21 protein-coding genes and 1 tRNA gene are annotated in these 20595 nt (G+C 66.7%); 13 read left to right on the top strand and 9 right to left on the bottom strand.

From position 1 onward, the window contains the following. Positions 1–2073, bottom strand: a complete 2073-nt coding sequence (locus DEQ67_RS09105) for a PrkA family serine protein kinase (RefSeq protein ID WP_115891506.1) — start codon at positions 2071–2073, stop codon at positions 1–3. A 559-nt stretch (positions 2074–2632) separates the two neighbouring features. Here DEQ67_RS09105 and DEQ67_RS09100 point away from each other — a divergent pair. Together DEQ67_RS09100 and DEQ67_RS09095 are read left to right on the top strand one after the other, a co-directional pair. Further along, complete coding sequence (locus tag DEQ67_RS09100; RefSeq protein WP_004061268.1) at positions 2633–3013, top strand: DUF5820 family protein; 381 nt, start codon at positions 2633–2635, stop codon at positions 3011–3013. Positions 3014–3037: 24 nt separating this feature from the next. Next, positions 3038–3487 carry a UPF0179 family protein gene (locus DEQ67_RS09095; protein ID WP_004061267.1) on the top strand — a complete coding sequence of 150 codons (450 nt, stop codon included), beginning with the start codon at positions 3038–3040 and terminating at the stop codon, positions 3485–3487. 87 nt (positions 3488–3574) lie between these two features. Here DEQ67_RS09095 and DEQ67_RS09090 read toward each other — a convergent pair whose 3' ends face one another. Beyond that, the gene (locus DEQ67_RS09090; protein WP_115861702.1) at positions 3575–4441 is read right to left on the bottom strand and encodes a succinylglutamate desuccinylase/aspartoacylase domain-containing protein; all 867 of its coding nucleotides are present in this window, start codon (positions 4439–4441) and stop codon (positions 3575–3577) included. 119 nt (positions 4442–4560) lie between these two features. Continuing rightward, a complete protein-coding gene (locus tag DEQ67_RS09085) occupies positions 4561–5046 on the bottom strand; it encodes a DUF309 domain-containing protein (protein ID WP_004044671.1) in 486 nt (161 codons plus the stop codon). A gap of 131 nt (positions 5047–5177) precedes the next feature. Here DEQ67_RS09085 and DEQ67_RS09080 point away from each other — a divergent pair. Further along, positions 5178–5261 (top strand) — tRNA-Leu (locus DEQ67_RS09080). A gap of 844 nt (positions 5262–6105) precedes the next feature. Here the strand turns inward: DEQ67_RS09080 and DEQ67_RS09075 are convergent. Next, positions 6106–6375 (bottom strand): hypothetical protein, encoded by a 270-nt coding sequence (locus tag DEQ67_RS09075; RefSeq protein WP_004044672.1) that lies wholly within the window; start codon positions 6373–6375, stop codon positions 6106–6108. Positions 6376–6466: 91 nt separating this feature from the next. On the opposite strand from DEQ67_RS09075, the gene DEQ67_RS09070 reads away from it, so the two are divergent. The 3 genes from DEQ67_RS09070 (at position 6467) to DEQ67_RS09060 (ending at position 9103) form a co-directional block, all read left to right on the top strand. After that, positions 6467–7264 (top strand): inositol monophosphatase family protein, encoded by a 798-nt coding sequence (locus DEQ67_RS09070; protein WP_115861700.1) that lies wholly within the window; start codon positions 6467–6469, stop codon positions 7262–7264. A gap of 115 nt (positions 7265–7379) precedes the next feature. Next, the gene (locus DEQ67_RS09065) at positions 7380–7850 is read left to right on the top strand and encodes an Lrp/AsnC family transcriptional regulator (RefSeq protein ID WP_004044674.1); all 471 of its coding nucleotides are present in this window, start codon (positions 7380–7382) and stop codon (positions 7848–7850) included. A 134-nt stretch (positions 7851–7984) separates the two neighbouring features. Continuing rightward, positions 7985–9103 carry a DUF63 family protein gene (locus tag DEQ67_RS09060; RefSeq protein WP_199519424.1) on the top strand — a complete coding sequence of 373 codons (1119 nt, stop codon included), beginning with the start codon at positions 7985–7987 and terminating at the stop codon, positions 9101–9103. 215 nt (positions 9104–9318) lie between these two features. Here DEQ67_RS09060 and DEQ67_RS09055 read toward each other — a convergent pair whose 3' ends face one another. Beyond that, positions 9319–11007 (bottom strand): YcaO-like family protein, encoded by a 1689-nt coding sequence (locus DEQ67_RS09055; RefSeq protein ID WP_115891507.1) that lies wholly within the window; start codon positions 11005–11007, stop codon positions 9319–9321. 49 nt (positions 11008–11056) lie between these two features. Continuing rightward, positions 11057–11884: a transcriptional regulator TbsP gene (gene tbsP / locus DEQ67_RS09050; RefSeq protein WP_004061260.1), complete on the bottom strand. Its 828-nt coding sequence runs from the start codon at positions 11882–11884 to the stop codon at positions 11057–11059. A gap of 366 nt (positions 11885–12250) precedes the next feature. Between tbsP and glyA the strand changes: the two genes are divergently transcribed. The 4 genes from glyA to folD all read left to right on the top strand — a co-directional run bounded on the left by glyA (position 12251) and on the right by folD (position 15457). Then, positions 12251–13498 carry a serine hydroxymethyltransferase gene (gene glyA, locus DEQ67_RS09045; protein ID WP_004061258.1) on the top strand — a complete coding sequence of 416 codons (1248 nt, stop codon included), beginning with the start codon at positions 12251–12253 and terminating at the stop codon, positions 13496–13498. A gap of 97 nt (positions 13499–13595) precedes the next feature. Then, entirely contained in the window at positions 13596–13895 is a 300-nt protein-coding gene (locus DEQ67_RS09040; RefSeq protein WP_004044679.1) for a DUF211 domain-containing protein, read from the top strand. Continuing rightward, positions 13895–14464 carry a VIT1/CCC1 transporter family protein gene (locus DEQ67_RS09035; RefSeq protein WP_115861694.1) on the top strand — a complete coding sequence of 190 codons (570 nt, stop codon included), beginning with the start codon at positions 13895–13897 and terminating at the stop codon, positions 14462–14464. Before DEQ67_RS09040 ends, DEQ67_RS09035 begins: the two co-directional genes overlap by 1 nt. Before the next feature lie 99 nt (positions 14465–14563). Next, positions 14564–15457 carry a bifunctional methylenetetrahydrofolate dehydrogenase/methenyltetrahydrofolate cyclohydrolase FolD gene (folD, locus tag DEQ67_RS09030; protein ID WP_115861692.1) on the top strand — a complete coding sequence of 298 codons (894 nt, stop codon included), beginning with the start codon at positions 14564–14566 and terminating at the stop codon, positions 15455–15457. Between the two features lie 81 nt (positions 15458–15538). Here the strand turns inward: folD and DEQ67_RS09025 are convergent, their stop codons facing one another. Further along, positions 15539–15772, bottom strand: a complete 234-nt coding sequence (locus DEQ67_RS09025) for a DUF7385 family protein (RefSeq protein WP_004044682.1) — start codon at positions 15770–15772, stop codon at positions 15539–15541. A 58-nt stretch (positions 15773–15830) separates the two neighbouring features. Next, positions 15831–16541: a DUF7117 family protein gene (locus DEQ67_RS09020; protein ID WP_115861690.1), complete on the bottom strand. Its 711-nt coding sequence runs from the start codon at positions 16539–16541 to the stop codon at positions 15831–15833. Between the two features lie 144 nt (positions 16542–16685). On the opposite strand from DEQ67_RS09020, the gene DEQ67_RS09015 reads away from it, so the two are divergent. Next, positions 16686–16832 carry a hypothetical protein gene (locus DEQ67_RS09015; RefSeq protein ID WP_004061251.1) on the top strand — a complete coding sequence of 49 codons (147 nt, stop codon included), beginning with the start codon at positions 16686–16688 and terminating at the stop codon, positions 16830–16832. A 609-nt stretch (positions 16833–17441) separates the two neighbouring features. Beyond that, positions 17442–17729 carry a PadR family transcriptional regulator gene (locus DEQ67_RS09010; RefSeq protein WP_004044685.1) on the top strand — a complete coding sequence of 96 codons (288 nt, stop codon included), beginning with the start codon at positions 17442–17444 and terminating at the stop codon, positions 17727–17729. Positions 17730–17743: 14 nt separating this feature from the next. Here DEQ67_RS09010 and DEQ67_RS09005 read toward each other — a convergent pair whose 3' ends face one another. Next, positions 17744–19012 carry an AI-2E family transporter gene (locus DEQ67_RS09005; RefSeq protein WP_004061249.1) on the bottom strand — a complete coding sequence of 423 codons (1269 nt, stop codon included), beginning with the start codon at positions 19010–19012 and terminating at the stop codon, positions 17744–17746. Between the two features lie 222 nt (positions 19013–19234). Here DEQ67_RS09005 and DEQ67_RS09000 point away from each other — a divergent pair, with 222 nt between their 5' ends. Beyond that, the gene (locus tag DEQ67_RS09000) at positions 19235–20587 is read left to right on the top strand and encodes an aspartate aminotransferase family protein (protein WP_115861688.1); all 1353 of its coding nucleotides are present in this window, start codon (positions 19235–19237) and stop codon (positions 20585–20587) included. Positions 20588–20595: the final 8 nt, after the last annotated feature.

Below are 20595 nucleotides of genomic sequence, written 5' to 3'. Positions count from 1 at the left end.
TCACCCTTCGAGTTCGGTCTTCGCCACCTCCGCACCGGCGAACTCGAGCACCTCCCGTGCGCCGTCGCGCGAGTAGCCCTGGTCGACGAGCGCGTCGATCCACGCGTTGCGCTCGTCGTCGTCCAGCTCGTTCGCGCTCACGAGCGCCGAGAAGTTGATGTTGTGTTTCTTGTCCTCCCAGAGCTTGCGTTCGAGGGCGCGGCGGAGGCGGTCGTTGTCCTGCGGATTGAACGACGTGCCCTCGCGGGCGCGCCGGGAGACCCAGTTGGAGACCTCCTGTCGGAAGTCGTCCTTGCGGTCCTCGGGGATGTTGAGCTTCTCTTCGACCGCGCGGAGGAACTTCTCGTCGGGGTCCTGGTCGCGACCCGTCAGTTCGTCTTCGACCGTCGCGTCGTCGATGTAGGCCATGACGTGGTCCATGTACTTCTCGCCCTGCCGGCGAATCTCGTCGATGTCGTAGGCGAGCGCGTGGCGCACGTCCTCGATGGCGCGCTCTTTGTACTCCTCGCGGACCATTTCGAGGTAGCGGTGGTAGCGTTCGAGGTTCTCCTCGGGAATCGACCCGTGGTTCTCGAGATTCTCTTCGAGGTGGGTGAAGGATGACAGCGGCGAGAGGTAGCCCCGGCCGCGGTGGGTCGCGTCCATGATGGCTTCGGCGATTTCGTCGCCGATGAACCGGGCGGAGACGCCGTCCATGCCCTCTGCGATGTCGGCTTTCTTCTCGCCCTCCTCGCGGAGTTTGCGCACGTCCACGTCGTCGCCGTCGTCCAGCTCGCCGTTGTAGGCCTTCGCCTTCTGGACGAGCGAGATGGTGTCGGAGTCGGGTTCGACGATGCGGGTCAGGACGCCGAACAGCCCGGACATCTCCAGCGTGTGCGGCTCGACGTGGATGTCAGGCACGTCGGCGTTGCGGAGCATCTTCCGGTAGATTTCGGCCTCCTGTTCGTACTCGAGGACGTACGGGAAGTCGATGCGCTTGGTCCGGTCGTTGAACGCCTCCATCTTCTCGTCGCCCTTCTTCTCTCGGTACTCCGGCATGTTCGTCCGCCCGACGATGACTTGGTCGATGTCGATTCGGGGGTTGTTCTTCGGCTTGATGGTCTGTTCCTGCGAGGCGTGCAGGAAGTCGTAGAGGAACTCTCGCTGGAGCTTCAGCAGTTCCTCGCCGGAGAAGATGCCGCGGTTCGCGTTACAGAACGCGCCGGCGTAGTCGAACGCCCGCGGGTCGGACTCGCCGTACACCGCGAGCTTCGAGTAGTTGACGTCGCCGGTGAGTTCCGTCTCGTCTTGGTTCTTCTTGTCCTTCGGCTCGAACGTCTCGATGCACTGGCGTTTGTTCTCGGAGGCGACGAGCCGGACGATTTCGATGTGGTTCTCGACGACCTCCTCTAAGTCGTCGTCGTAGTGGGCCAGCAGTCGGTCCATGTAGAACTCCGAGGCGGGGTCTAACGCCTGGTCGTTCCGGATGGTGTAGGGCGCGTCGAGGTTCTCGTTCAACTGCTCTATGACCACGTTGCGCTGTTCCTGCGGGAGCAACACGAGCGGGTCCTGATTCATCGGTGACTTGACCACGTCGTCGGACGGGTCCTGGTCGCGGATGACGTCGCCGAGGTTCGTCCATCGGAAGGTGTACATCCGCCCTTCGTCGGACATGGTGTAGTCCTCGAAGTAGCGGCGGGCAATCCAGTCGAAGTGCGACTTCCCGGAGCCGACGGGGCCCAACAGGAGTTTGATGCGTTTTTCGGGGCCGAGGCCGCGGGCCCCCGATTTCACCTTGTTGACGAACTCGTGTATCGACTCGTGCACTTCGCGGCCGTAGAAGACGTTCTCCCCGTCGTGAAGGGGGTCTTCGGAGGCCATGAGGTACTCCACGACGCCCGCGTCCTCGTCGTAACGGGTGCCGTAGAAGTCGAACATGTCCGCCACGCGCTGGTGGGCGTTGCGAGCGATCTTTGGGTGGGCGTAGACCTCTTCCAAGTACCACTCGAAGCTCTTGGCCTCGCGGAGGTCCGCGGGCACGGAGTCTTTGTAGTGCTTGCTCAGGTCTGCGAGTGTTTCAATTTCGCCGGTCATTGTTCGTGGAGCCTCGTCGGACCAGCCGTCCGGAGACGACCGAGGGCGACGCGCCCGCGTTCGCGGGTCGCAGACGACACACCCAGAGCCACGGACCCGCGGCGACAGACCGCGGGCGGTGAATCGAAGTGCGTCGCCGCCGCTACGCGCTCACGACGGGTCGGCGACGGGCAACAGAATCGGCGATTTGCAGGCGATGCGCGACGGCTCGCTCGGCCCGGGGACCGAGACTAATAGTGTTTGAGAGACGTTAGCATATAACGCTTTCTCCGAAGTGGTCAACTGATTGTCTCGAATCCAGGGATTTCCAGATGCGTACCGGTCTCTCTCAACCGAATCCGACCCGGAGTGTAGCGATTTAATCAGCGATTCAGTCCGTTGGCGGTCCCGTTAATCGGGTCGGCTGGGATTCATGTCGTCGCCGCCCGGTCACGTTCGAGAGGTGAACCACGGTCGTCGAACCGGCGTCGCGGCGACCGACTCGACCGACTCGTCGAGCCCGAGCGGCGGTGGCGACGGAAGCGGGAAGGCTTAGGACGCGCGGCGGACTAGCACGCTCATGACCGACCTGCCCGACGGGTGGACGCTCTGGAACGACGAACCCGAGGGGCGGCGCATCCTCGCGTTTCGCCCGGACGTGTTCAACGAGAGCGCCTTTCCCGCCGAGTGTATGCCGACCGTGTTCGTGTGGAACGGGTCGCGGGCGAACCGCCCGGGCGCGACGCAGATACGAACCGAGACGTGGCACGCGGTGCTCTATCTCGAACCCGAAATCGAGGCCGTCGTCGAGGAGTTCGACTCCCGCGAGGCGGCCGTCGACGGCGCGACCGACATCGCCGGGCGCTTTGCCGACGGCGAGATAGACTACCGGAGCGCCTACCAGGTCCCCCGCGAGGACTACTTCGAGAAGCTCGACGAACTGACCGGGCGGGAGCCTTAACCGCCTCGCAGGAGAATCCCCGCTATGACCTCCGTCACTCTCGTCGGTGCCCGCCTGACCGACCCCGGCACCGAGTTCGTCTACCACGGTGAATCGAGCGCCTGCGAGGGCTGTCCGTATCGCCGCCAGTGTCTCAATCTCACCGAGGGCGTCCGCTACCGCGTCCTCGACGTGCGCGAAAACACGCAGGTCCTCGACTGCGCCGTCCACGACGAGGGTGTCCGCGCCGTCGAGGTCGAGCCGGCCCCGGTCACGGCGAACGTCCCCTCGAAGGGCGCGTACGCCGGGAGCAAGGCCAGCCTGCAAGGTCCCTGCCCGCACACCGAGTGCCCGAGCCACGAGTACTGCGTCCCCGAGGGGGCGGAGTTCGACCAGGAGTACCGCATCCACGACGTGCTGGGCGACCCCCCGCACGACCACTGCCACCTCGACCGGAACCTGACGCTCGTCGAGTTCGAACCCGCCGACGAGTAGGCGTTCGTTGCGGTTCGCGCCACCGACGCGGTCGCTGATTCGCGGGGAGGACGACGAACAGACGGGGAAAACGAGAGAACCGACCGACTACGGGAGCGTGCCGACTTTCTCGCCGGCGTAGCCGAAGATGTCCGCGTAGCCGTACGCCGAAAGGAGAATGGGGTAGAAGTCGCGGTCGGCGACGAACTGCTCGGCGTCGGCGCGGGCGAACGTCTCGCCGGCGACGACGGGTTCGAAGTTGGTCGCGTGGACCTCGTACTGGTCGGCCGGCGGCTTGGGAAGCCGTTCGAGCAGGCGGAACACGTCGAGGCTGTGTTCCTCGGGGATGCCGAGTTTCAGCCGGTCGTCTTCGGTCTGCGACTCGGTTTCGTCGGGTGCGCCGCCGTCGCTGCCCCCGTCGCTCGCAATCGCGGGCGCGGGGAGGACGTTGGTCGCGGTGAGGAACGCCCGGATGAGCCAGTAGGCGTTGTCGGCGGCCTCGTCGGACTTCTGGAGGCCGGCTTCGACCTCGATGGTGTGGGCGTGTTCGATGAGGCGACCCTCCGCGAAGTGGTTCGTCTCGACGGCCACGTCGACCGGGAGCCGGGGAAGAATCGACCGGGAGATGGCGTCGACGGCGTCCACGATGGCGAACGGTTCGGCGTACGACTGGGTGGAGTGAATCGAGAAGGCCGTGGTGCCGCGGACCTCGCGGCCGAGGTCGTGGGCGAGGCGTCGTTCGTGGCTCTCGGCGTTGGGGTCGCCGGGGAACGCCCGGTTGAGGTCATCGTCGAGGTAGCGCTCGTCGGCCGCCAGCGCCTCTTCGTTGGCGACGATGAGCTTCACCGGCCGTTCGACGTCGGGGTCCTCCGCGACGAATCGCTCGATGGCGCGAGCACCACAGGGCTCGTCGCCGTGGATGGACCCGACGACGGAGACTTCCGGCGTGCCGTCACCGAGTTCGTAGATTCGCATTGCCGGTTCCTAGAACTGGACGCTAATGGACCTTTAGATTCTCCCGGTTCGCGCCGCTTTCGCGGACGTGTCAGCCGAGACGGTCGCCTCGGAACTTCGGTACCTCCGGTCTGACGCGATTAGTGGTCGAGTCCCTCGACGTAGTCGTAGTCGGCGGGGTAGGCGGTCGCGCGGTGTCCGTCGAGGGCGATCTGCCAGCCGTGGAGCGCCGTCGGGTCGTCCAGCGCCGCCCGGAGGGTCGCGCGCACGTCGTCCACGTCGACGCCGTAGAAGTCGCTCGGGACGCCGCTGAGATACTCCAGCGCCGTCTCGAACAGCGACCGCATCCCGACGTCGTTCTCGAAGTCGAAGTGTTTGTACGCGCCGGCGGCGACCTGCACCATCCCGTGGAGGAAGGCGCTTTCGGCGGTCCCCGCGCCGTAGTTGTACCACTCGTCTTCGAAGCAGTCGTGGCTCTCGTGGAAGTCGCCGGCGTTGAACAGGCGGACGCCGTGTTCGACCGCCCGCCGGAGCGTCGCGTGCTCCCACATCCGCAGGTCGTCGTCCCACCCCGTCGGGTTGCCGAGCGGCGGGGCGACGCTCGGGTCGCGGGTGTGTTCGTCCATGTGAGTCAGGGCGACCGGAAGGCCGGTAACTCCATCGGTGGCGACACCACGGACTCGTCGTCGAGCAGTTCGGCGGCCTCGTCTGACGTTTCGCAACGTTTTAGCGGTCCCCCTGTCGTACTTGAGTACGCGCGAGGGTAGCTAAGTCAGGAAAAAGCGGCGGACTCAAGATCCGCTCCCGTAGGGGTCCGTGGGTTCAAATCCCTCCCCTCGCACTTCTGTCGAAACGCGACGCGATGAGCGGTGGGTGCGTCCTGCGGGATTCGAATCCGGGCGTGTAAGCGGCCGCCGTGAAGTCGCGGCCCACCTTCCGCGGGCGAGCACACGGACGCCGAGGTGGGTCGCCGTTCCATATAAACCCGGTCGGGCGACCGCCGACGCCGTCTTTGCTACTCCGGTGAGTTGTTCGGCCACGCCGCCGCGGCAGGGACGCCACGCGTCTCTAGAGACATCCCGAACAATTCATCATGAACAGACCACGTTTCCGGTGAAAATAGCCGGGAGAGAGCCGACCGATGACAACATTTGACGGCGGCTTCAACTGACCTATCGGACGGTCTGACTATCGTCGTTCCCCGACTATTCAGAAAATATCAGAAACATTCATTATGTTATCGAACCTACGGTAGTGTTGCCGGAAGCGCAAGGGCGTACCGGACGACCAAACCGAATCCGTCGGGCGACGTGAAAGGCGTCGACGATGGTACGCATCGCAAGGTGCGGAGGAATGGAATCGACGCGAACACCGAGTCTTTCGTAACAGGAAGACGAGGTCAAAGTGCCGAAGAGGAACCGAAACAGCCCCGTAACCGCTCTGCGAGCGAGCGGCGGGAAGACCAAGTACCGGACCACGAGGAATCGGAGTTCGGGAAGTCGGCGCAAGCCGAATACGGTCGTGAGGGCTGTGGAAAACGTCTTCCGTCCGGGTTCTAATTGCGGATTCTGGCTTTTCCGTTGTTCGCCCTCTGAGCGGGCGAGCCGTCCCGCGCGGCGGCGCAGTTTACGACACGACGACGCGACGCATCGGGTCGGCGTTACGGGAGCGACGTTCCGCCCGGATTACGGCTGCACCAACTGACTCATCAGCCGGAGATACTCCGAGGCGACGAGCGGTTCGTCGGCCGCGGTCCGCTCGACGGCCGCCACGCCGTGTTTCAGTTTCTCCTTGAGCGGGCTCGGCGGCACCTTGTGGCCGAGCACCCGAGACGCTTCCTCGACGTGTTCCAGCGCGGTTTCGGCGTCACCGGCTCTGACCGCCGCTCTGGCGTCGTCGAACGAGTCCGCGAGCGACTCGCGGACCCGCGCCGGGAGGTCGATAGCGTCTGACACGCCACGAGCTAAACCGCCCATCGACATAAGCCACCGGGCCGCGTCGCCTCCGGGTCGGTGGATATAGGCACCTGCCGGTTCTGTCACGCCCATGAACGAACTCGACGCCCGGGCGGACCGGGCACAGCGCGCGGCCCGCGACGGCGGCGCAGTCGCGCGGCGCGCCTTCAGAACCGGCATCGCCGTCGAGACGAAAGGCGGGAAGACGGACGTGGTCACGCAGGCCGACAAGGACGCCCAGCGCCGCGTCGTCGAGCGAATCCGCGGCGCGTTCCCCGACGAACCCATCGTCGGCGAGGAAGAAGACGAACGCAAATCGGTTCCCGAGTCGGGGCCGGCGTGGGTCGTCGACCCCATCGACGGCACGAACAACTTCGTCCGCAACGTCCCGGTCTGGGCGACCGCGGTCGCCGCCGTCCGCGACGGGGAGCCGGTCGCGGCGGCCAACTACCTGCCCGCGCTGGACGACTGCTACGCGGCCGACGACGAGACGGCCTCCCGAAACGGCGAGGAAATCTCGGTGAGCCAGCGCGACGACCCCGAGACGTGTACGGTCTGTCCGACGTTCTGGTGGGACTACGACGCCCGCGACGAGTACGCCGCCGCGGCCCGCGCCATCGTCACGCGCTTCGGCGACCTGCGGCGCTACGGGAGCATGCAGGTCGTGCTCTCGTACGTCGCCGACGGTTCGCTCGACGGCGTTATCACGAACAAACGGGCGAACCCGTGGGACTCGGTCGCCGGCGCGCACCTCGTCCGGATGGCCGGAGGCACGGTCACCGACCTCGACGGCAACGAGTGGCGACACGACTCGGAGGGCCTCGTCGCCTCGAACGGCCACGTCCACGACGCGGTGCTGGAGGCGGCCCGCGAAATCGACGGGCGGTAGCACCGGCGCGAAGCGGGCGGCCGATTCCGGCGAGCCGAGGCCGCCGAACGCCGCCGCCGACGCGGGCGGATTCCCATCCGCAAGTGCGAAGTTACCCCCCATCAGAAAGGATAGCATGGACCTCGACGCGACGGACCGGGCGATTCTCCGGATTCTGATGGAGGACGCGCGGACCCCGTTCAGCGAAATCGCCCGCAGAATCGATATGTCGAGCGCGACGGTTCACGACCGGGTCGGCCGGATGGAAGACGCCGGCGTCATCGAGGGCTACCACGCCCACGTCGACCCGCGGCAGGTCGGGCTGGGAACCTCCGCGCTGGTCGGCTTCCGGGTGAAACAGGGCCGCGAGAAGGAGGCGCTCCAGCAACTCCGCGACATCGACGGCGTCCAAGAGATTAACCTCACCACCGGCGAGTGGGACGTGATGCTCCGGGTGTACGCCGAGGACACCGACGCCCTGCGCGAGCTCATGTTCGACCACATCGCCGAACTCGACGGCTTCTCGCGGTCCCAGACGATGGTCATCCTCGGGACTGAGTACGACGACCCGGTGTTGCCGATTCGCGAGCCGGACGACGAGGACTGAACCCCACCGCGGGGGCGACTCGCAGCGACGGGAACTGACTCACCCCGCCGAGGCGTGCGCCGGGAGTGCGAGAGACCGGAACCCTCAACAGGCCCGCCGTCGGGGTATCGGCTATGGCAACGGTAGCAGAGCGAATGGGTCTCGACTCCGAGCGCCTCTGGGGGCTCGGCGTCGCGGCCATCCTCGTCGCCCTCGTCGGCGGGTCGCTCGCGTTCCCTCGCGTCGTCTACGACGGCTTCATCTGGCACTACTTCTGGGGACCCGTCCAAGCCGACGCGAACTCGGCCGTCTGCGCGGTTCGCGCGGACGGCGTCACCCAGTACCTCGACACGGCGTCGGCGTGCACCGCCGCGGCCGAACCCGTCGCGTACCCCGGCTACACGCTCGTCTCCGAGGTCGGCTACATGGTCACGCTCGTCATCGCCCTCTCGGGCGTCGTGTTCCTCCTCCGCCGCCTCGACATCGGTGAGCGCCCGCGGTTCTTCTACGCCCTCTTCCCGTTCATGCTGTTCGGCGGCGCGTTCCGCGTGGTCGAGGACGCCAACGACGCCCCCGGCGTCGCCGACGCCCTCATCACCTACCCGCTGAACACGCTCGTCATCAGCCCGGTCATCTACGTGACCGTCTTCGCAATCACCCTCGTCGCCGTCGTCGGGAGCGTCCTCGCCGAGCGACGGGGGCTGGTCGACGACTACGTGAAACCCCTGTTCGGGGCGGGTCTCGCTGTGCTCGCGGTCACGCTCGGCTACCTCCTGTGGGCCGGTCTCACCGGCGCGCAGGGCGCGACGTTCTACCCGCAGGTGCTCGTCGTCATCCTCGTCGGCGCGACGCTCACCGCCGCGGCGACGTGGTGGCTCGTCGAGCGCTTCGCCCCCGAAGTCAACGAGGGGACGGGATACATCGGCCTCGTCGTCATCTGGGGCCACGCCATCGACGGCGTGGCGAACGTCATCGGCCTCAACTGGATGACCGACCTCGGCGCGGGGCACAACCTCGTCCCGAAGCACCCGGTGAATCAGGCGGTCGTCGATTTCACCTCCTCCACGCTCCCCGAGTCGGTGCTGGCCGTCACGGGCGACGCGTGGCCGTTCCTGCTCGTCAAACTCGTGGCCGCGACGGCCGTCGTCTGGGTGTTCGACGAGCAGATATTCGAGGACAGTCCGCGCTACGCAATCTTGCTTCTCATCGCCGTCCTCGCGGTCGGACTCGGACCGGGGAGCCGCGACATGCTCCGCGCGACGTTCGGCGTCTAATCGACCCGCTGTCTTTCCTCTCCGACCCCTCGTTCTCTCTCCCGCGAAGCTTCAAGTACCGAGCCGCGGCCACCGCCGCTATTCTGTGACGCACGCCGCGCGGCGGCCTGCGGGTGTCCGGCACACCGCCGCGCGGACTCGATTCGGCCCGCCTGCCGCGCGGCCGCCCGTGCCGGCTGTCAGCCACGAAGCCCACGACCCCCGTGACCCGCCAACTACGGGAACGGGTGGAACTCGCGGTCCAGTCGCGGCTCGAAGCCGAGGTCTCGCGGCACCGACTCGGCGCGGTCAGCGAAGTACGGCTCGCCGATAAACAGCGGTTGCGCCGCCGGCACGACCACGCGGACCGCCTCGAAGCCGAGGCGCGCCACGTCTCGCGGGGTGGTCCGCGCCGCGTAGGCGTCGAGACCGGCGTCTGTGACCGCCGAGACGACCGCGTCGAGTTCGGCCGCGCCTTCGGGGGTTTCGTCGGGACCGACCGAGTCCGCGGGGATGGTCGTGTCCGGCGAGACGAACGTCCGTGCGGGCTTCGGGAAGTCGGCGTAGGTCGCAATCGCGCCGCCCTGCGTCGCGGCCTGCTCTGGCCCCATGCCGCGCAGTTCGGTCCAGTTCTGAAGCGCCTCGGCCAGCGCCGACCGAGCGGCGCGGTTCGCGTCGAGGTCCGCGCCGGAGCCCATGGCGAACTTCGGCCACTCGCCGTCGCGGTGGACCGCCACCGCCACGACCGGCACGTCCACGTCCTGCGTCACGAGGAGCGCAGTCACCTCGAGGGACTCAGAGCGGGCGCGGGCCGCCAGCGTCTCGAACGTCTCGTCCGTCACGTCCAGCCCGAGCGGGTCGAACGTCGAGTACCACGCGAGCATCGTCGCGTCGCGCTCGACGACCTCGTAGAGCCCCGAGAGAATCGCCTCGGTCCCGGAGTTACCGAGGCCGAGACCGGTCGTAATCGACGGCTTGTGTCGCTCCGACGGCGGCGGATAGTGGACGAACTCCGCCGGGAGCGAGACGGTCGCCCCGGTCGCGAGGTCCTCGCCTTCGACCCACTGAATCGGTTCGTCGGGGTCGGGGTCGCGGAAGGAGTCGGGTCTGACGAAGCGACTCGGCGGCACCGCGGCCGGCCGGGACGCCGCGGGCGCGACGGCGAACTCGCTGGTTCGGTAGACGCCCGCCGAGTAGCGTTCGAGCGCCTCGCCGAGCGCCTTCATGTAGGCCTCGTCCCAGCCGGCGGCCGCGCCGCCGGCGAGTTCGGCCGCCCGAGCGTCGGCGTACACCGTCGTGTCCGCCGTCTGCGCGACGTAGTACGGCAGCGGGAACGACTCGCGCTCCCCGACCTGCCTGACGATGCCGACGCGGTCGTCAACGGCCGATTCGGCCCGCGCGAGCGCGTCGTCTAGCTCGACGGCGCGGAAGTCGCGGTCGAGAGTTCGGTCCCGCTCCGTCGGCGACGGAGTCGGGAGAAACGACCGCTCGGGGCCGGGGACTTCGACGACGGTCCCGGCCACGTCGTCGCCCGAGAGGAGCGCGATGCCGCGCTGCCCGGCCACCGCGCCGGCGAGTCGAACGGCCGCACGGTCGCCGCCGGGGCGACCCTCAGACTCCGTGGTAGACGCGACCCGCGCCCGGAGGGCCGCGAAGTCGGCGCTTTCGGGGTCGAACGCCGAGACGGCCGCGTCGAGGTCGGGGACGGCGTGTCCGCCGACGCCGCCGATTTCGACCGCGAGCCACCGCGAAGCGGTTTCGTCGGCCGCGTCGAAGGCGTCGCTTCCGGCCGCGGCGACGACGAATCCGAGGTCGAACGAACCGAGCGAGTCGGGGGTCGTCTCCGCGACCGTCGCATCGATGTCGGCGCACGCCGCGCGAATCGACTCGGCGGCGGGGCCGCTCCCGACGAGTCCGATGTCCATGCGCGCGACGAGGGGAGACGGAGGGAAAAAGCGAGGGGGTCGCGGTCGGCTACGCGTCGAGCAGTTTCTGGGCCTCGTCGGCCAGTTCGTCCGCGCCGGCGGCGACGAGTTCGTCCGCGCCGAGCTTCAGGCGGAGTCGCGGGCGGCCGACGTCGATAGGAACTTTCTCGGTGTCGATGAGGCCGAGCTCTTCGAGCTTCGTCTTCGTCCGGGAGAACGTCGCCTTGCTGGCGATGCCCACGTCCTCGCCCCACTTCGAGATATCGTAGAGGAGGACCTCGTTGCGGGCGGCGACGAGCAGCGAGATGGTCACCTCGTCGAGGCCGTCGCCGTCGCCGCGGGCCGACGACAGCGAGCCGAGCACGGCGTCGAAGTCGGCGAGCGTCTCTTCGCTGATGTCCTCGCCGAGCGTCTCGCGAACGCGCGCGAGCGGCGGCGTCCGGAGCTTGAACTCGGGAGCGTCCTCCCAGTGGGCCTGATGAGCTTCGAACGCCGTCTCGACGAACGCCTCGTCGTCGGTGACGAGGCCGGCGACCTTGTCCCCGGCGGCGACGAGCGCGACGACCGAGTTCGGCGTGACGAACAGCGTGTTCTCGACTTCGTCGGCGGCGGTTCGCATCGAGAGCGCGCCGTCGGCGACGAGGTTCGCGGCGTTCGAGGCGACGATGAAGTCGTCGAGCACGTCCTTCAGGACGCCCTCGTCGGCGACGAGCCGAATTTCCGGGAGGTCGCCGTCGATGTCTGTCGCCACGGCGACGAGCCCCTCGATGACCTCGGCGGTCGGGTTCGCGACCAACACCTCGTCTTCCGACGAGGAGAGGACGGACTGGATGATGTCTTCTACCCCCTCAGCGAGTAGATTAGAACGAATAGCCATAGCTTGAATATCGCCGGTAATATATTTAATATTAACGCAAGACGACCGGCAGAACGTATTCGAAATCGAGTTGTACCAACGCTGTATCGAGCGAATTGAGCTGCTAGTTTCAGAAATTTTACGTCTATCGTGGGGTGGGAAAATCGGTTCCGAACCGAGGGACTCGGTCGGAGCGTCGTCGTCACCCGCGGGGTCTGACCCGAGTCGTCTGTTCGGCCCGGAGACACGACGACAGAGGCGGGTCTCGCGCGTTCGTGTATCTGTTCGCGGTAGCACGCCACAGAATATACATGGGTGTGCAACACAACACCGGCAGGCGTAGCCAAATGGGACACATTTATGCCGTGATTGGACCGGATACTACGTATGGACTACAGCCACGTCCGCGACGTCGACCCCGCCGTGGCAGACGCCCTCGACGGCGAGGTCGAACGCCAGCGCGACACGCTCGCGATGATCGCCTCGGAGAACCACGTCAGCGAAGCGGTCCTCGAAGCCCAAGGGAGCGCGCTGACGAACAAGTACGCCGAGGGCTACCCCGGCAAGCGCTACTACGCTGGCTGTGAGTACGCCGACGACGTGGAGACCCTCGCCGTCGAGCGCGCGAAGGAACTCTGGGGCGCGGAGCACGTCAACGTGCAGCCCCACTCCGGCACGCAGGCCAACATGGGCGTCTACCTCGCCATGCTCGACCCCGGCGACAAGATTCTCTCCTTGGACCTGACCCACGGCGGCCACCTGAGCCACGGTCACCCCGCGAACTTCACGGGCAAGCTCTACGACGTCGAACAGTACGAAGTCGACGCCGAAACCGGCTACATCGACTACGACCAGCTCGCGGAGAAGGCCGCGGCGTTCGAGCCGGACATCATCGTCTCCGGCTACTCCGCGTATCCGCGGGCCGTCGAGTGGGAGACGATTCAGGAGGTCGCAGACGACGTTGACGCGCTCCACCTCGCCGACATCGCCCACATCACGGGCCTCGTCGCGGCCGGCGTCCACCCCTCGCCGGTCGGCGTCGCGGACTTCGTCACCGGCTCGACCCACAAGACCATCCGCGCCGGTCGCGGCGGCATCATCATGTGCGACGAGGAGTACGCCTCCGACATCGACAGCGCCGTCTTCCCCGGCGCGCAGGGCGGCCCCCTCATGCACAACATCGCCGGCAAGGCCGTCGGCTTCAAAGAGGCGCTCGAACCCGAGTTCGAGGAGTACGCCCAGCAGGTCGTCGACAACGCGAAGGCTCTCGCCGAGACGTTCGAAGACCACGGTCTCAGCGTCGTCTCCGGCGGCACCGACACGCACCTCGTGCTCGTCGACCTCCGCGACTCGCACCCCGACCTCACCGGCGGCACCGCCGAGGAGGCGCTCGAATCGACGGGCATCGTCCTCAACGCGAACACCGTCCCCGGCGAGACGCGCTCGGCGTTCAACCCCAGCGGTATCCGCGCCGGCACGCCCGGGCTCACCACCCGCGGCTTCGGTGAAGACGAGATTCGCGAAGTCGGCGAACTCATCGTGAAGGTCGTCGACGCCCCCGAGGACGACGACGTGCTCGCGGAGGTCTCCGAGCGCGTGCAGGAACTCTGCGACGCCAACCCGCTGTACGAGTAAGCGACGCTCGCAGGCGGCCACTGCGGCCCGACGTTCGGCTTTTCAAACCCCTCTCCCGAGTAACACTATTAGCCGCGCCGCCGTATCACCGTCCGATATGGCTCCGATTCGTCGGCTCGTTCTCGACGTGTTGAAACCGCACAGCCCCTCGACGGTGGAGGTCGCCCGCGAGGTCGCGGACGCGGCCGGCGTGGCCGGCGTGAACGCGACGCTCCTCGAAACCGACCGCGAGGTGCAGAACCTCAGGCTCGTCGTGGAGGGCGAGGCCATCGACGCCGACGAGGTCGAACGCCGCGTCCGCGACCTCGGCGGGACGGTCCACTCGGTGGACGAAGTCGTCGCCGGCGAGACGCTGGTGGAGTACCGAAACCAGCCGCAGGACCCGTCACCGTCGTGATGTTCGGTCGACTCGGCGCGCTCCTGCGCGACGACCGCGTCCGCGCCATCTCCCGGCGGTACTTCGTCTCGAACGGCTTCGACGGCGCGCTGACCTGCATCGGTCTCGTCATCGGCGCATACCTCACCGGCGTCACGGACGGGGTGACGGTCGTCGAAATCGGCGTCGGCGCGGCGGTGGGGCTGACGACCTCCGGCGTCTGGAGCGTCTGGGAGATAGAGCGCGCTGAAAAGCGGGCCGAACTCGGGCGCATCGAAGACGCCATGCTGGCCGACCTCGGCGGGACCGCGGTCGAACGCGACCAAGTCGCGGCGCGGGGAATCAACGCGGCCGCAAGCGGACTCGGCCCGCTCGTCGGCATCGTCGTCCCGCTCCTCCCGTTTCTCGTGGTCGGCACGCTGCTGACGATGACGTGGGCGACGCTCGCCTCGGTCGGCCTCGGAACGGCCATCCTCTTTGCATTCGGCGCGTACATGGGGTCGATATCGGAACAGCGGTGGTACGTCGCCGGCCTGCGGATGGCGCTGGCGGGCGTCGCGGTGGCCGCCGTGAATCTGCTGTTCGGGTGACCGCAGATGGCCACAGACGTGTATATTTTGCTTCTCTCGTCTCCAAGAATACGCACGAATTCGAATCTTTGAAATGCCCGGAGCGCGCTGTCTGAGACAATGACGACCATCATCGACGGCAACGCCGTCGCCGAGGAGATTCGCGACGGGCTGGCCGACGCCATCGACGCGCTCGACGAGGCCGGCGTGAAGCCGGGGCTCGCCACCGTGCTGATGAGCGACGACCCCGCCAGCGAGACGTACGTCTCGATGAAACAGCGCGACTGCGAGGAGGTCGGCATCGAGGCGTTCGACTACGAACTCGACCCCGAGACGCCCGCCGACGAGCTGTACTCGCTCGTCGACGACCTCAACGACGACGACGAGGTCCACGGCATCCTCGTCCAGATGCCCGTCCCCGACCACGTCGACGACCGGACGGTCCTCCGCCGCATCGACCCCGCCAAGGACGTCGACGGCTTCCACCCCGAGAACGTGGGCCGCCTCGTCGCCGGCGACGCCCGCTTCAAGCCCTGTACGCCCCACGGCGTCCAGAAGCTCCTCGCCGCCGCCGACGTGGAGACCGAGGGAGCGGACGTGGTCGTCGTCGGCCGCTCGGACATCGTCGGCAAGCCGATGGCGAACCTGCTCATCCAGAAGGCCGAGGGCGGCAACGCCACGGTCACGGTCTGCCACTCCCGCACCGACGACCTCGCCGCGAAGACCCGCGAGGCCGACATCGTCGTCGCGGCCGCGGGCGTCCCCGAACTCGTCACCGGCGACATGCTCTCGGAGGGCGTCGTCGTCATCGACGTGGGCGTCAACCGCGTCGACGCGGACAACGAGAAGGGCTACGAACTCGTCGGCGACGTGGAGTTCGACTCCGCGAAGGAGAAGGCCAGCGCCATCACGCCGGTCCCCGGCGGCGTCGGCCCGATGACCCGCGCGATGCTCCTCTGGAACACCGTGAAGGCGGCCGCCAAGGCCGAGGGCATCGACGTCGACCTCCCCTGAGTTCGGAGCGGAACGCGAGCCCGCGTCCACAGGCCGATTCGGCTCTCGGTCGGGCGCTGACGCCCGCCCAACCGATTTTTCTCACTCGTGAGTCGCCACGAGCAGTCGGTCGCCGTCCCGCCGGACGCAGAATCGGGTGTCGGCGTCCACGTCGAAGCTGTGCGCGGTTCGGTCGGAGATGAGCAGTTGCGAGAAGTCGTCGCCGCAGGCCGGACAGGCCACGCCGTCGCGGTTCTCGACGAGCATCGTGTCGCCGTCGTCGCGGAGTAGTTTCACCCGGTGGCGAACCTCGTGGATGTCGAATCCGGCAGTCATCGTCTGCGAAGGGTCGCCGCGGGGCAAAAACGTTCGGTGAACGCGGCGGTCGACGGCCTCAGAACAGCGCCGCGAGCGTGTCGCGGGCCGACGCGAGCGCGTCGAGGTCGTCGTCGACGAGCGCGGTGTGAATCTCGCGGGCGGCCTCGACGAGCGCCTCGGACTCCGACAGCGAGACGGCCCCGTCGAGCGCCTCGACGCGTTTGCGGTGGTTCGAGAGGGTTTCGAGCGTCGTCCTGACCTCGGGGTTCGGGTTGTCGTCGAGCCACGTCGAGAGGTCGCGACAGTAGGCGTCGATGGCCTCGGCGTAGGCGAGACCGCGGGCGTCGGTCATCGAGTCGGGCACGGCGTCCGGCGCGAGGCGTTCGCCCTCGTCGGCGCGGCGGAGCAGGCTGATGACGTAAAGCTGTTCGTCGTCGGTGGGTCGGTTCGACCGGGCGACCACGTCGACCGCGTGGAGGAGTTCGTGGGCCGCGAGCGGGGTGTCTCCGAGGGGGAGCAGTTCGCCCCCGCGGATGTAGCCCGTCTGCCGGACGTAGTCGCGGAGGTCGGATTTCAACGCCGGCGCGGCGTCTCGAATCGACCCGTCGCCGACGGCGGAGCGGTGCGCCGAGAGGTCGAGGTCGGTCTGCGTGGCGGTGTGGCGCTCCCTGCCGCCGACGCCGACGCTCCGGAGGCTCCCGCACTGCGGGCACGATACGCTTCCCGTCTCGTAGTACGACCATCGGTGGTCGCACTCCTTGCACTCGCGCTCGCCGCGTATCTCCATGCGACCGGGTTGGCTCCGACGGCGCAAAAGCACGGCGACCCGACGCGGAGAGCATCAGGAGTGAGGCGAGTCGACGCGGCCGCGAGCGGTCGCCAGTCGAGACGACCGCCGGGCTACATACGTCCGGCCGCCCACCGTCGGCGTATGCGAAGCGAATCCGAAGTTCGAGAGCAGTACGAGTTCCTGAAGGACGAACTCGACTCCGAGGAGATGCGACACGAAGGTGTCAGAAAGCTCATGACGCACTACAAGCGGGCGCTCGGCTGGGTGTTGGAAGAAGAGCATATGTGACTAACCAAACATAACTCTTCGAACAGAACGAAATCGACGAACGCCGGAATTCGGCGCGTACGTACCACTCAGATGGACAGTTAGCATCGTTGTCAACGATTGGCACGCGTCGTTATCTTTAAGTGAAACCGAACAGTAGCCGTAAGTGACGCTTCGCTTTGGAGGGCCGAAGCGTCAGCGGGGACCAATTCAGGGCGGCATGCCGTGCCGGAGATTTCCGGCACGGCTTGCTTTCCTTCTGCGCGAAACTACGACCTGAGACCGGCAGGTCCGTCTCACTCGCCGTCCGAAAACGAACTCCTGATTCCGAGTCGGCCGACCGTCTCCCCGGAACTGTCGAGGAGTTCCCTCGACCGGCGGGATTTTCGTTCCGAACAGCCATAGCGTGTTCATTGATAACAATTAACAATATTGTCGCGCAAATCGCGAGAGCCGTCCAGTTGTGGACATATCCAGTCCTCGAAACGGACACTCCGGAATATTAGTAAGATGAATAACATAATCGCGTCCAGAAGATTTCGGAGACTGGCGCGGTTTCGAGGGTGAATCGTCGGTCGAGGCCGATATGCTTATCTGAATTAGACAGTAACATACGAGTCGAATTTACCGATGTACGACCTGACAGGATTCCAGCGAGACCTGCTGTACGTCATCGCTGGTCTCGAAGAGCCGCACGGACTCGCCATCAAAGAAGAACTCGAAGCCTACTACGAAAAGGAGATTCACCACGGGCGGCTCTATCCCAACCTCGACACGCTCGTCGAGAAGGGGCTGGTCGACAAGGGCCAGCGCGACCGCCGAACCAACTACTACACGCTCACCCGCCGCGGTCGCCGCGAAATCAAGGCCCGCGACGAGTGGGAAGCGGAGTACGTCCCCGAAGACTTCGAGGCGTGAGCGAACGACCCGAGCTACCCGTCGACGCCGGCGTCGGACGGAGACCGCGAGTCTCGGCCTGACCTCGTCTCGTCCCGGTCGGTAAACGTCTCCGGAACGTCCGACTCGCCCTCCGACGACCGTTCGGTTTCGGCTGGCTCTCGCTGCGTGTCGTCCGCCTCGTCAGCGGTTAGCTCCTCGACCGGCGGGCCGTCGACCAAGTGCCCCGGGTCAACCATGTACGGCCGAATCGGTTTTCCAGCCAAGAGCTCCGGCAGGACGAGTCGGGCGAAGTTCACGAACAACACGAGTATCATCGGCATGAGGAAGATGCCGTACCAGCCGAAAAGCAGCGGGCCGAACGTGTACGCGAGCATCACGGCTCCGACGTGGAGGCTCCGACCGGAGACGTACGGCCGGAGCACGAGGTCCGGAATCGTGTCCACGATGACGAACGAGACGGCGGCGAAAAGCAGGACGAACCAGAGTCCGGGCGGGTTCGCAATCGCCGCTTCGAGTCCCATGTAGCCCGCGATGGGGACGTAGACGAGCTTCATGCCGACGACGGGGATGAGGCTCGCCACGCCCGCGAGCAGTCCGATGAGCGCCGGCGCGGGGATGCGGACGCCAGTCGGCGCGAGGACGTTCAAAAGCGAGTACGCGATGACGCCGATGGTGCCCGTGAGGATGGCGTTGAGGATGTTGCCGAAGAAGATGTTGTTGAAGTCGCGGTCCACGCCGCGCATGTAGGCTTCGAGGATGCCGTGGTCGTCGGCGAACATCGACTGGCCCCACCGTCGCAGGCGGTGGCCGTCGCGGAGGAGGTAGAACGCGAACGCAATCATGACGAACAGGTGAATCGCACCGACGCCGAGGAAAGCGAACGTGTTGGCGGCGACGCTCAGCGAGTCGAACACCGAGCCGAGCGCCTCGGGCGTCAGCACCGACCGGAAGTCGTACTCCAACAGCGCCTGCGGGCTGGCGATTCCCTCCAACAGCGTCGGGTCGATGCCGTAGGCTTCGAGGTCGATGGGCACCTCGTCCGTCGAGAGCCGGTCGGCGTACCGCAGGAACTCGCGGAGGGCGATGGTCGCGGCGTAGACGACGAGGCCGAGCACGGGAAGTGCGAGGGCGAAAAGCGCCACGGCGGCCGCGAGGCTCGGAGGCCTCACCCGGCGACGAATCCGCCGGTAGATGGGCCGCGTGGCGTAGTAGATGAAGAGCCCGAAGACGAACGTCCCGATAAAAGAGTAGACGACGTAGGTGAGCGCGCCCGCGAGGACCAACGCGAGCGACCACCACATCGCGCGGGAGCGCTGGATGTCAGGGAGAGCCATACCCAACCACGGACGCGGAGGCATCAAAAGCCTATCGCGGGAGCGACAGGTCACGACGGAACGCCGTCACGACCGGCCGCCGAAGCCGTCGGTTCGCGCGGCGAAAACCGACCGACTCGACCGAGGGGCGGCCGATATTGCATCAATAATAACGAACATCTTAACTTATGTGTCGCCGTACCGAGTCGCATGGACCGAGAGACGGCGGTGCCACGCGTCGATTCGATGCCCGGCGAGAAAGCGCGCGAGTGGGTCGCGTACCACCACGAACACGCCGCGCCGAGCACGTACGTCTACGACTTCGTCTGGGACATCACCGCGGAGTCGGAAGGCCCCTTCTGCACCGACGTCGACGGCAACGTCCTCCTCGATTTCACGAGCCACGTCGCGGCCGCGCCGCTCGGCTACAACAACCCGAAACTCACGGACCGCATGGCCGAGTTCGACCTCGTGGACCCGACGAAAATCGCCGGCCAGGACTTCTACGTCAGCGACGGCTCCGCGCCCGGCGAGGAGCGACTCCCCGGTCCCGCCGCGCTCATGGACAGACTGACCGACCTCACGAGCCACTACGGGATGGACACGGTGTTCCTGTCGAACTCCGGGGCCGAAGCCGTCGAGAACGCCATCAAAATCGCCTACGACCACGCCGACGGCGCGAAGTACGGCGTCACCTTCGAGGGCGCGTTCCACGGCCGCACCCTCGGCGCGCTCTCGCTCAACCGCTCGAAGTCCGTCTATCGCCGCAAGTTCCCCGAGATTTCGGGCGTCCTCGACGTGCCGTTCTGCGACGACCGGACCTGCTCGCCCGAGACGTGTTCCTGCGGCTTCTTCCCCGACGCCGACTCCGCCGTCTCCAAACTCCGACAGAAGCTCCACCCGAAGACGGGCCACATCGACGCCGACGAGGTCGCCTACGTCATCGTCGAACCGATACAAGGCGAGGGCGGCTACCGCTTCCCCTCCGACGCCTTCGTCGAGGAACTCGCCGCCGTCGTCGACGACTACGACCTGACGCTCATCGCCGACGAGATTCAGACCGGCGTCGGCCGCACCGGCGAGCTGTGGGGCTCCGACCACTACCCCATCGAACCCGACATCATCACCGGCGCGAAGGGCCTCCGCGTCGGCGCGACAATCTCGAACGACGAGATATTCCCCGACGAGACCTCGCGGCTCTCATCGACGTGGGGCGCTGGCGACATCGTCTCCTCGATGCAGGGCGTGTTCACGCTCGACGCCATCGAGGAGTACGACCTGCTCGACAACGCCGTCGCCCGCGGCCGGCAGTTCATCGAGCGACTGCGCGACGACGCGCCCGACACCGTCGTCGACGTGCGCGGCAAGGGCCTGCTGCTCGCCGTCGAGTTCGACACCAACGAACGCCGCGACGCCGTGCAGGAAGCGGCCCTCAAGCGCGGCCTCCTCACCCTCTCGTGCGGCTACAAGGTGCTCCGAATCCTCCCGCCGCTCGACGTGACCGCCCGCGAAATCGACCTCGGCGTGACGATGCTGGTAGACGCCATCGAGGACGTGTCGTAACGCGGCCG

It is taken from the genome of Haloferax sp. Atlit-48N (assembly GCF_003383015.2).
Lineage (GTDB): Archaea > Halobacteriota > Halobacteria > Halobacteriales > Haloferacaceae > Haloferax > Haloferax volcanii.
This window is presented reverse-complemented; position numbering and strand designations above follow the sequence as displayed.

Bases quoted from the DNA above. Each gene is read 5' to 3' on its own strand.
- DEQ67_RS09005 (WP_004061249.1), bottom strand. From the start codon at position 19,012: ATGTGGTGGTCGCTCGCGTTGGTCCTCGCGGGCGCGCTCACCTACGTC.
- DEQ67_RS09010 (WP_004044685.1), top strand. From the start codon at position 17,442: ATGTACGACCTGACAGGATTCCAGCGAGACCTGCTGTACGTCATCGCT.
- DEQ67_RS09090 (WP_115861702.1), bottom strand. From the start codon at position 4,441: ATGCGAATCTACGAACTCGGTGACGGCACGCCGGAAGTCTCCGTCGTC.
- DEQ67_RS09020 (WP_115861690.1), bottom strand. From the start codon at position 16,541: ATGGAGATACGCGGCGAGCGCGAGTGCAAGGAGTGCGACCACCGATGG.
- DEQ67_RS09015 (WP_004061251.1), top strand. From the start codon at position 16,686: ATGCGAAGCGAATCCGAAGTTCGAGAGCAGTACGAGTTCCTGAAGGAC.
- DEQ67_RS09095 (WP_004061267.1), top strand. From the start codon at position 3,038: ATGACCTCCGTCACTCTCGTCGGTGCCCGCCTGACCGACCCCGGCACC.
- DEQ67_RS09070 (WP_115861700.1), top strand. From the start codon at position 6,467: ATGAACGAACTCGACGCCCGGGCGGACCGGGCACAGCGCGCGGCCCGC.
- DEQ67_RS09085 (WP_004044671.1), bottom strand. From the start codon at position 5,046: ATGGACGAACACACCCGCGACCCGAGCGTCGCCCCGCCGCTCGGCAAC.
- DEQ67_RS09000 (WP_115861688.1), top strand. From the start codon at position 19,235: ATGGACCGAGAGACGGCGGTGCCACGCGTCGATTCGATGCCCGGCGAG.
- tbsP (WP_004061260.1), bottom strand. From the start codon at position 11,884: ATGGCTATTCGTTCTAATCTACTCGCTGAGGGGGTAGAAGACATCATC.
- folD (WP_115861692.1), top strand. From the start codon at position 14,564: ATGACGACCATCATCGACGGCAACGCCGTCGCCGAGGAGATTCGCGAC.
- glyA (WP_004061258.1), top strand. From the start codon at position 12,251: ATGGACTACAGCCACGTCCGCGACGTCGACCCCGCCGTGGCAGACGCC.
- DEQ67_RS09040 (WP_004044679.1), top strand. From the start codon at position 13,596: ATGGCTCCGATTCGTCGGCTCGTTCTCGACGTGTTGAAACCGCACAGC.
- DEQ67_RS09100 (WP_004061268.1), top strand. From the start codon at position 2,633: ATGACCGACCTGCCCGACGGGTGGACGCTCTGGAACGACGAACCCGAG.
- DEQ67_RS09060 (WP_199519424.1), top strand. From the start codon at position 7,985: ATGGGTCTCGACTCCGAGCGCCTCTGGGGGCTCGGCGTCGCGGCCATC.
- DEQ67_RS09055 (WP_115891507.1), bottom strand. From the start codon at position 11,007: ATGGACATCGGACTCGTCGGGAGCGGCCCCGCCGCCGAGTCGATTCGC.
- DEQ67_RS09025 (WP_004044682.1), bottom strand. From the start codon at position 15,772: ATGACTGCCGGATTCGACATCCACGAGGTTCGCCACCGGGTGAAACTA.
- DEQ67_RS09065 (WP_004044674.1), top strand. From the start codon at position 7,380: ATGGACCTCGACGCGACGGACCGGGCGATTCTCCGGATTCTGATGGAG.
- DEQ67_RS09035 (WP_115861694.1), top strand. From the start codon at position 13,895: ATGTTCGGTCGACTCGGCGCGCTCCTGCGCGACGACCGCGTCCGCGCC.
- DEQ67_RS09105 (WP_115891506.1), bottom strand. From the start codon at position 2,073: ATGACCGGCGAAATTGAAACACTCGCAGACCTGAGCAAGCACTACAAA.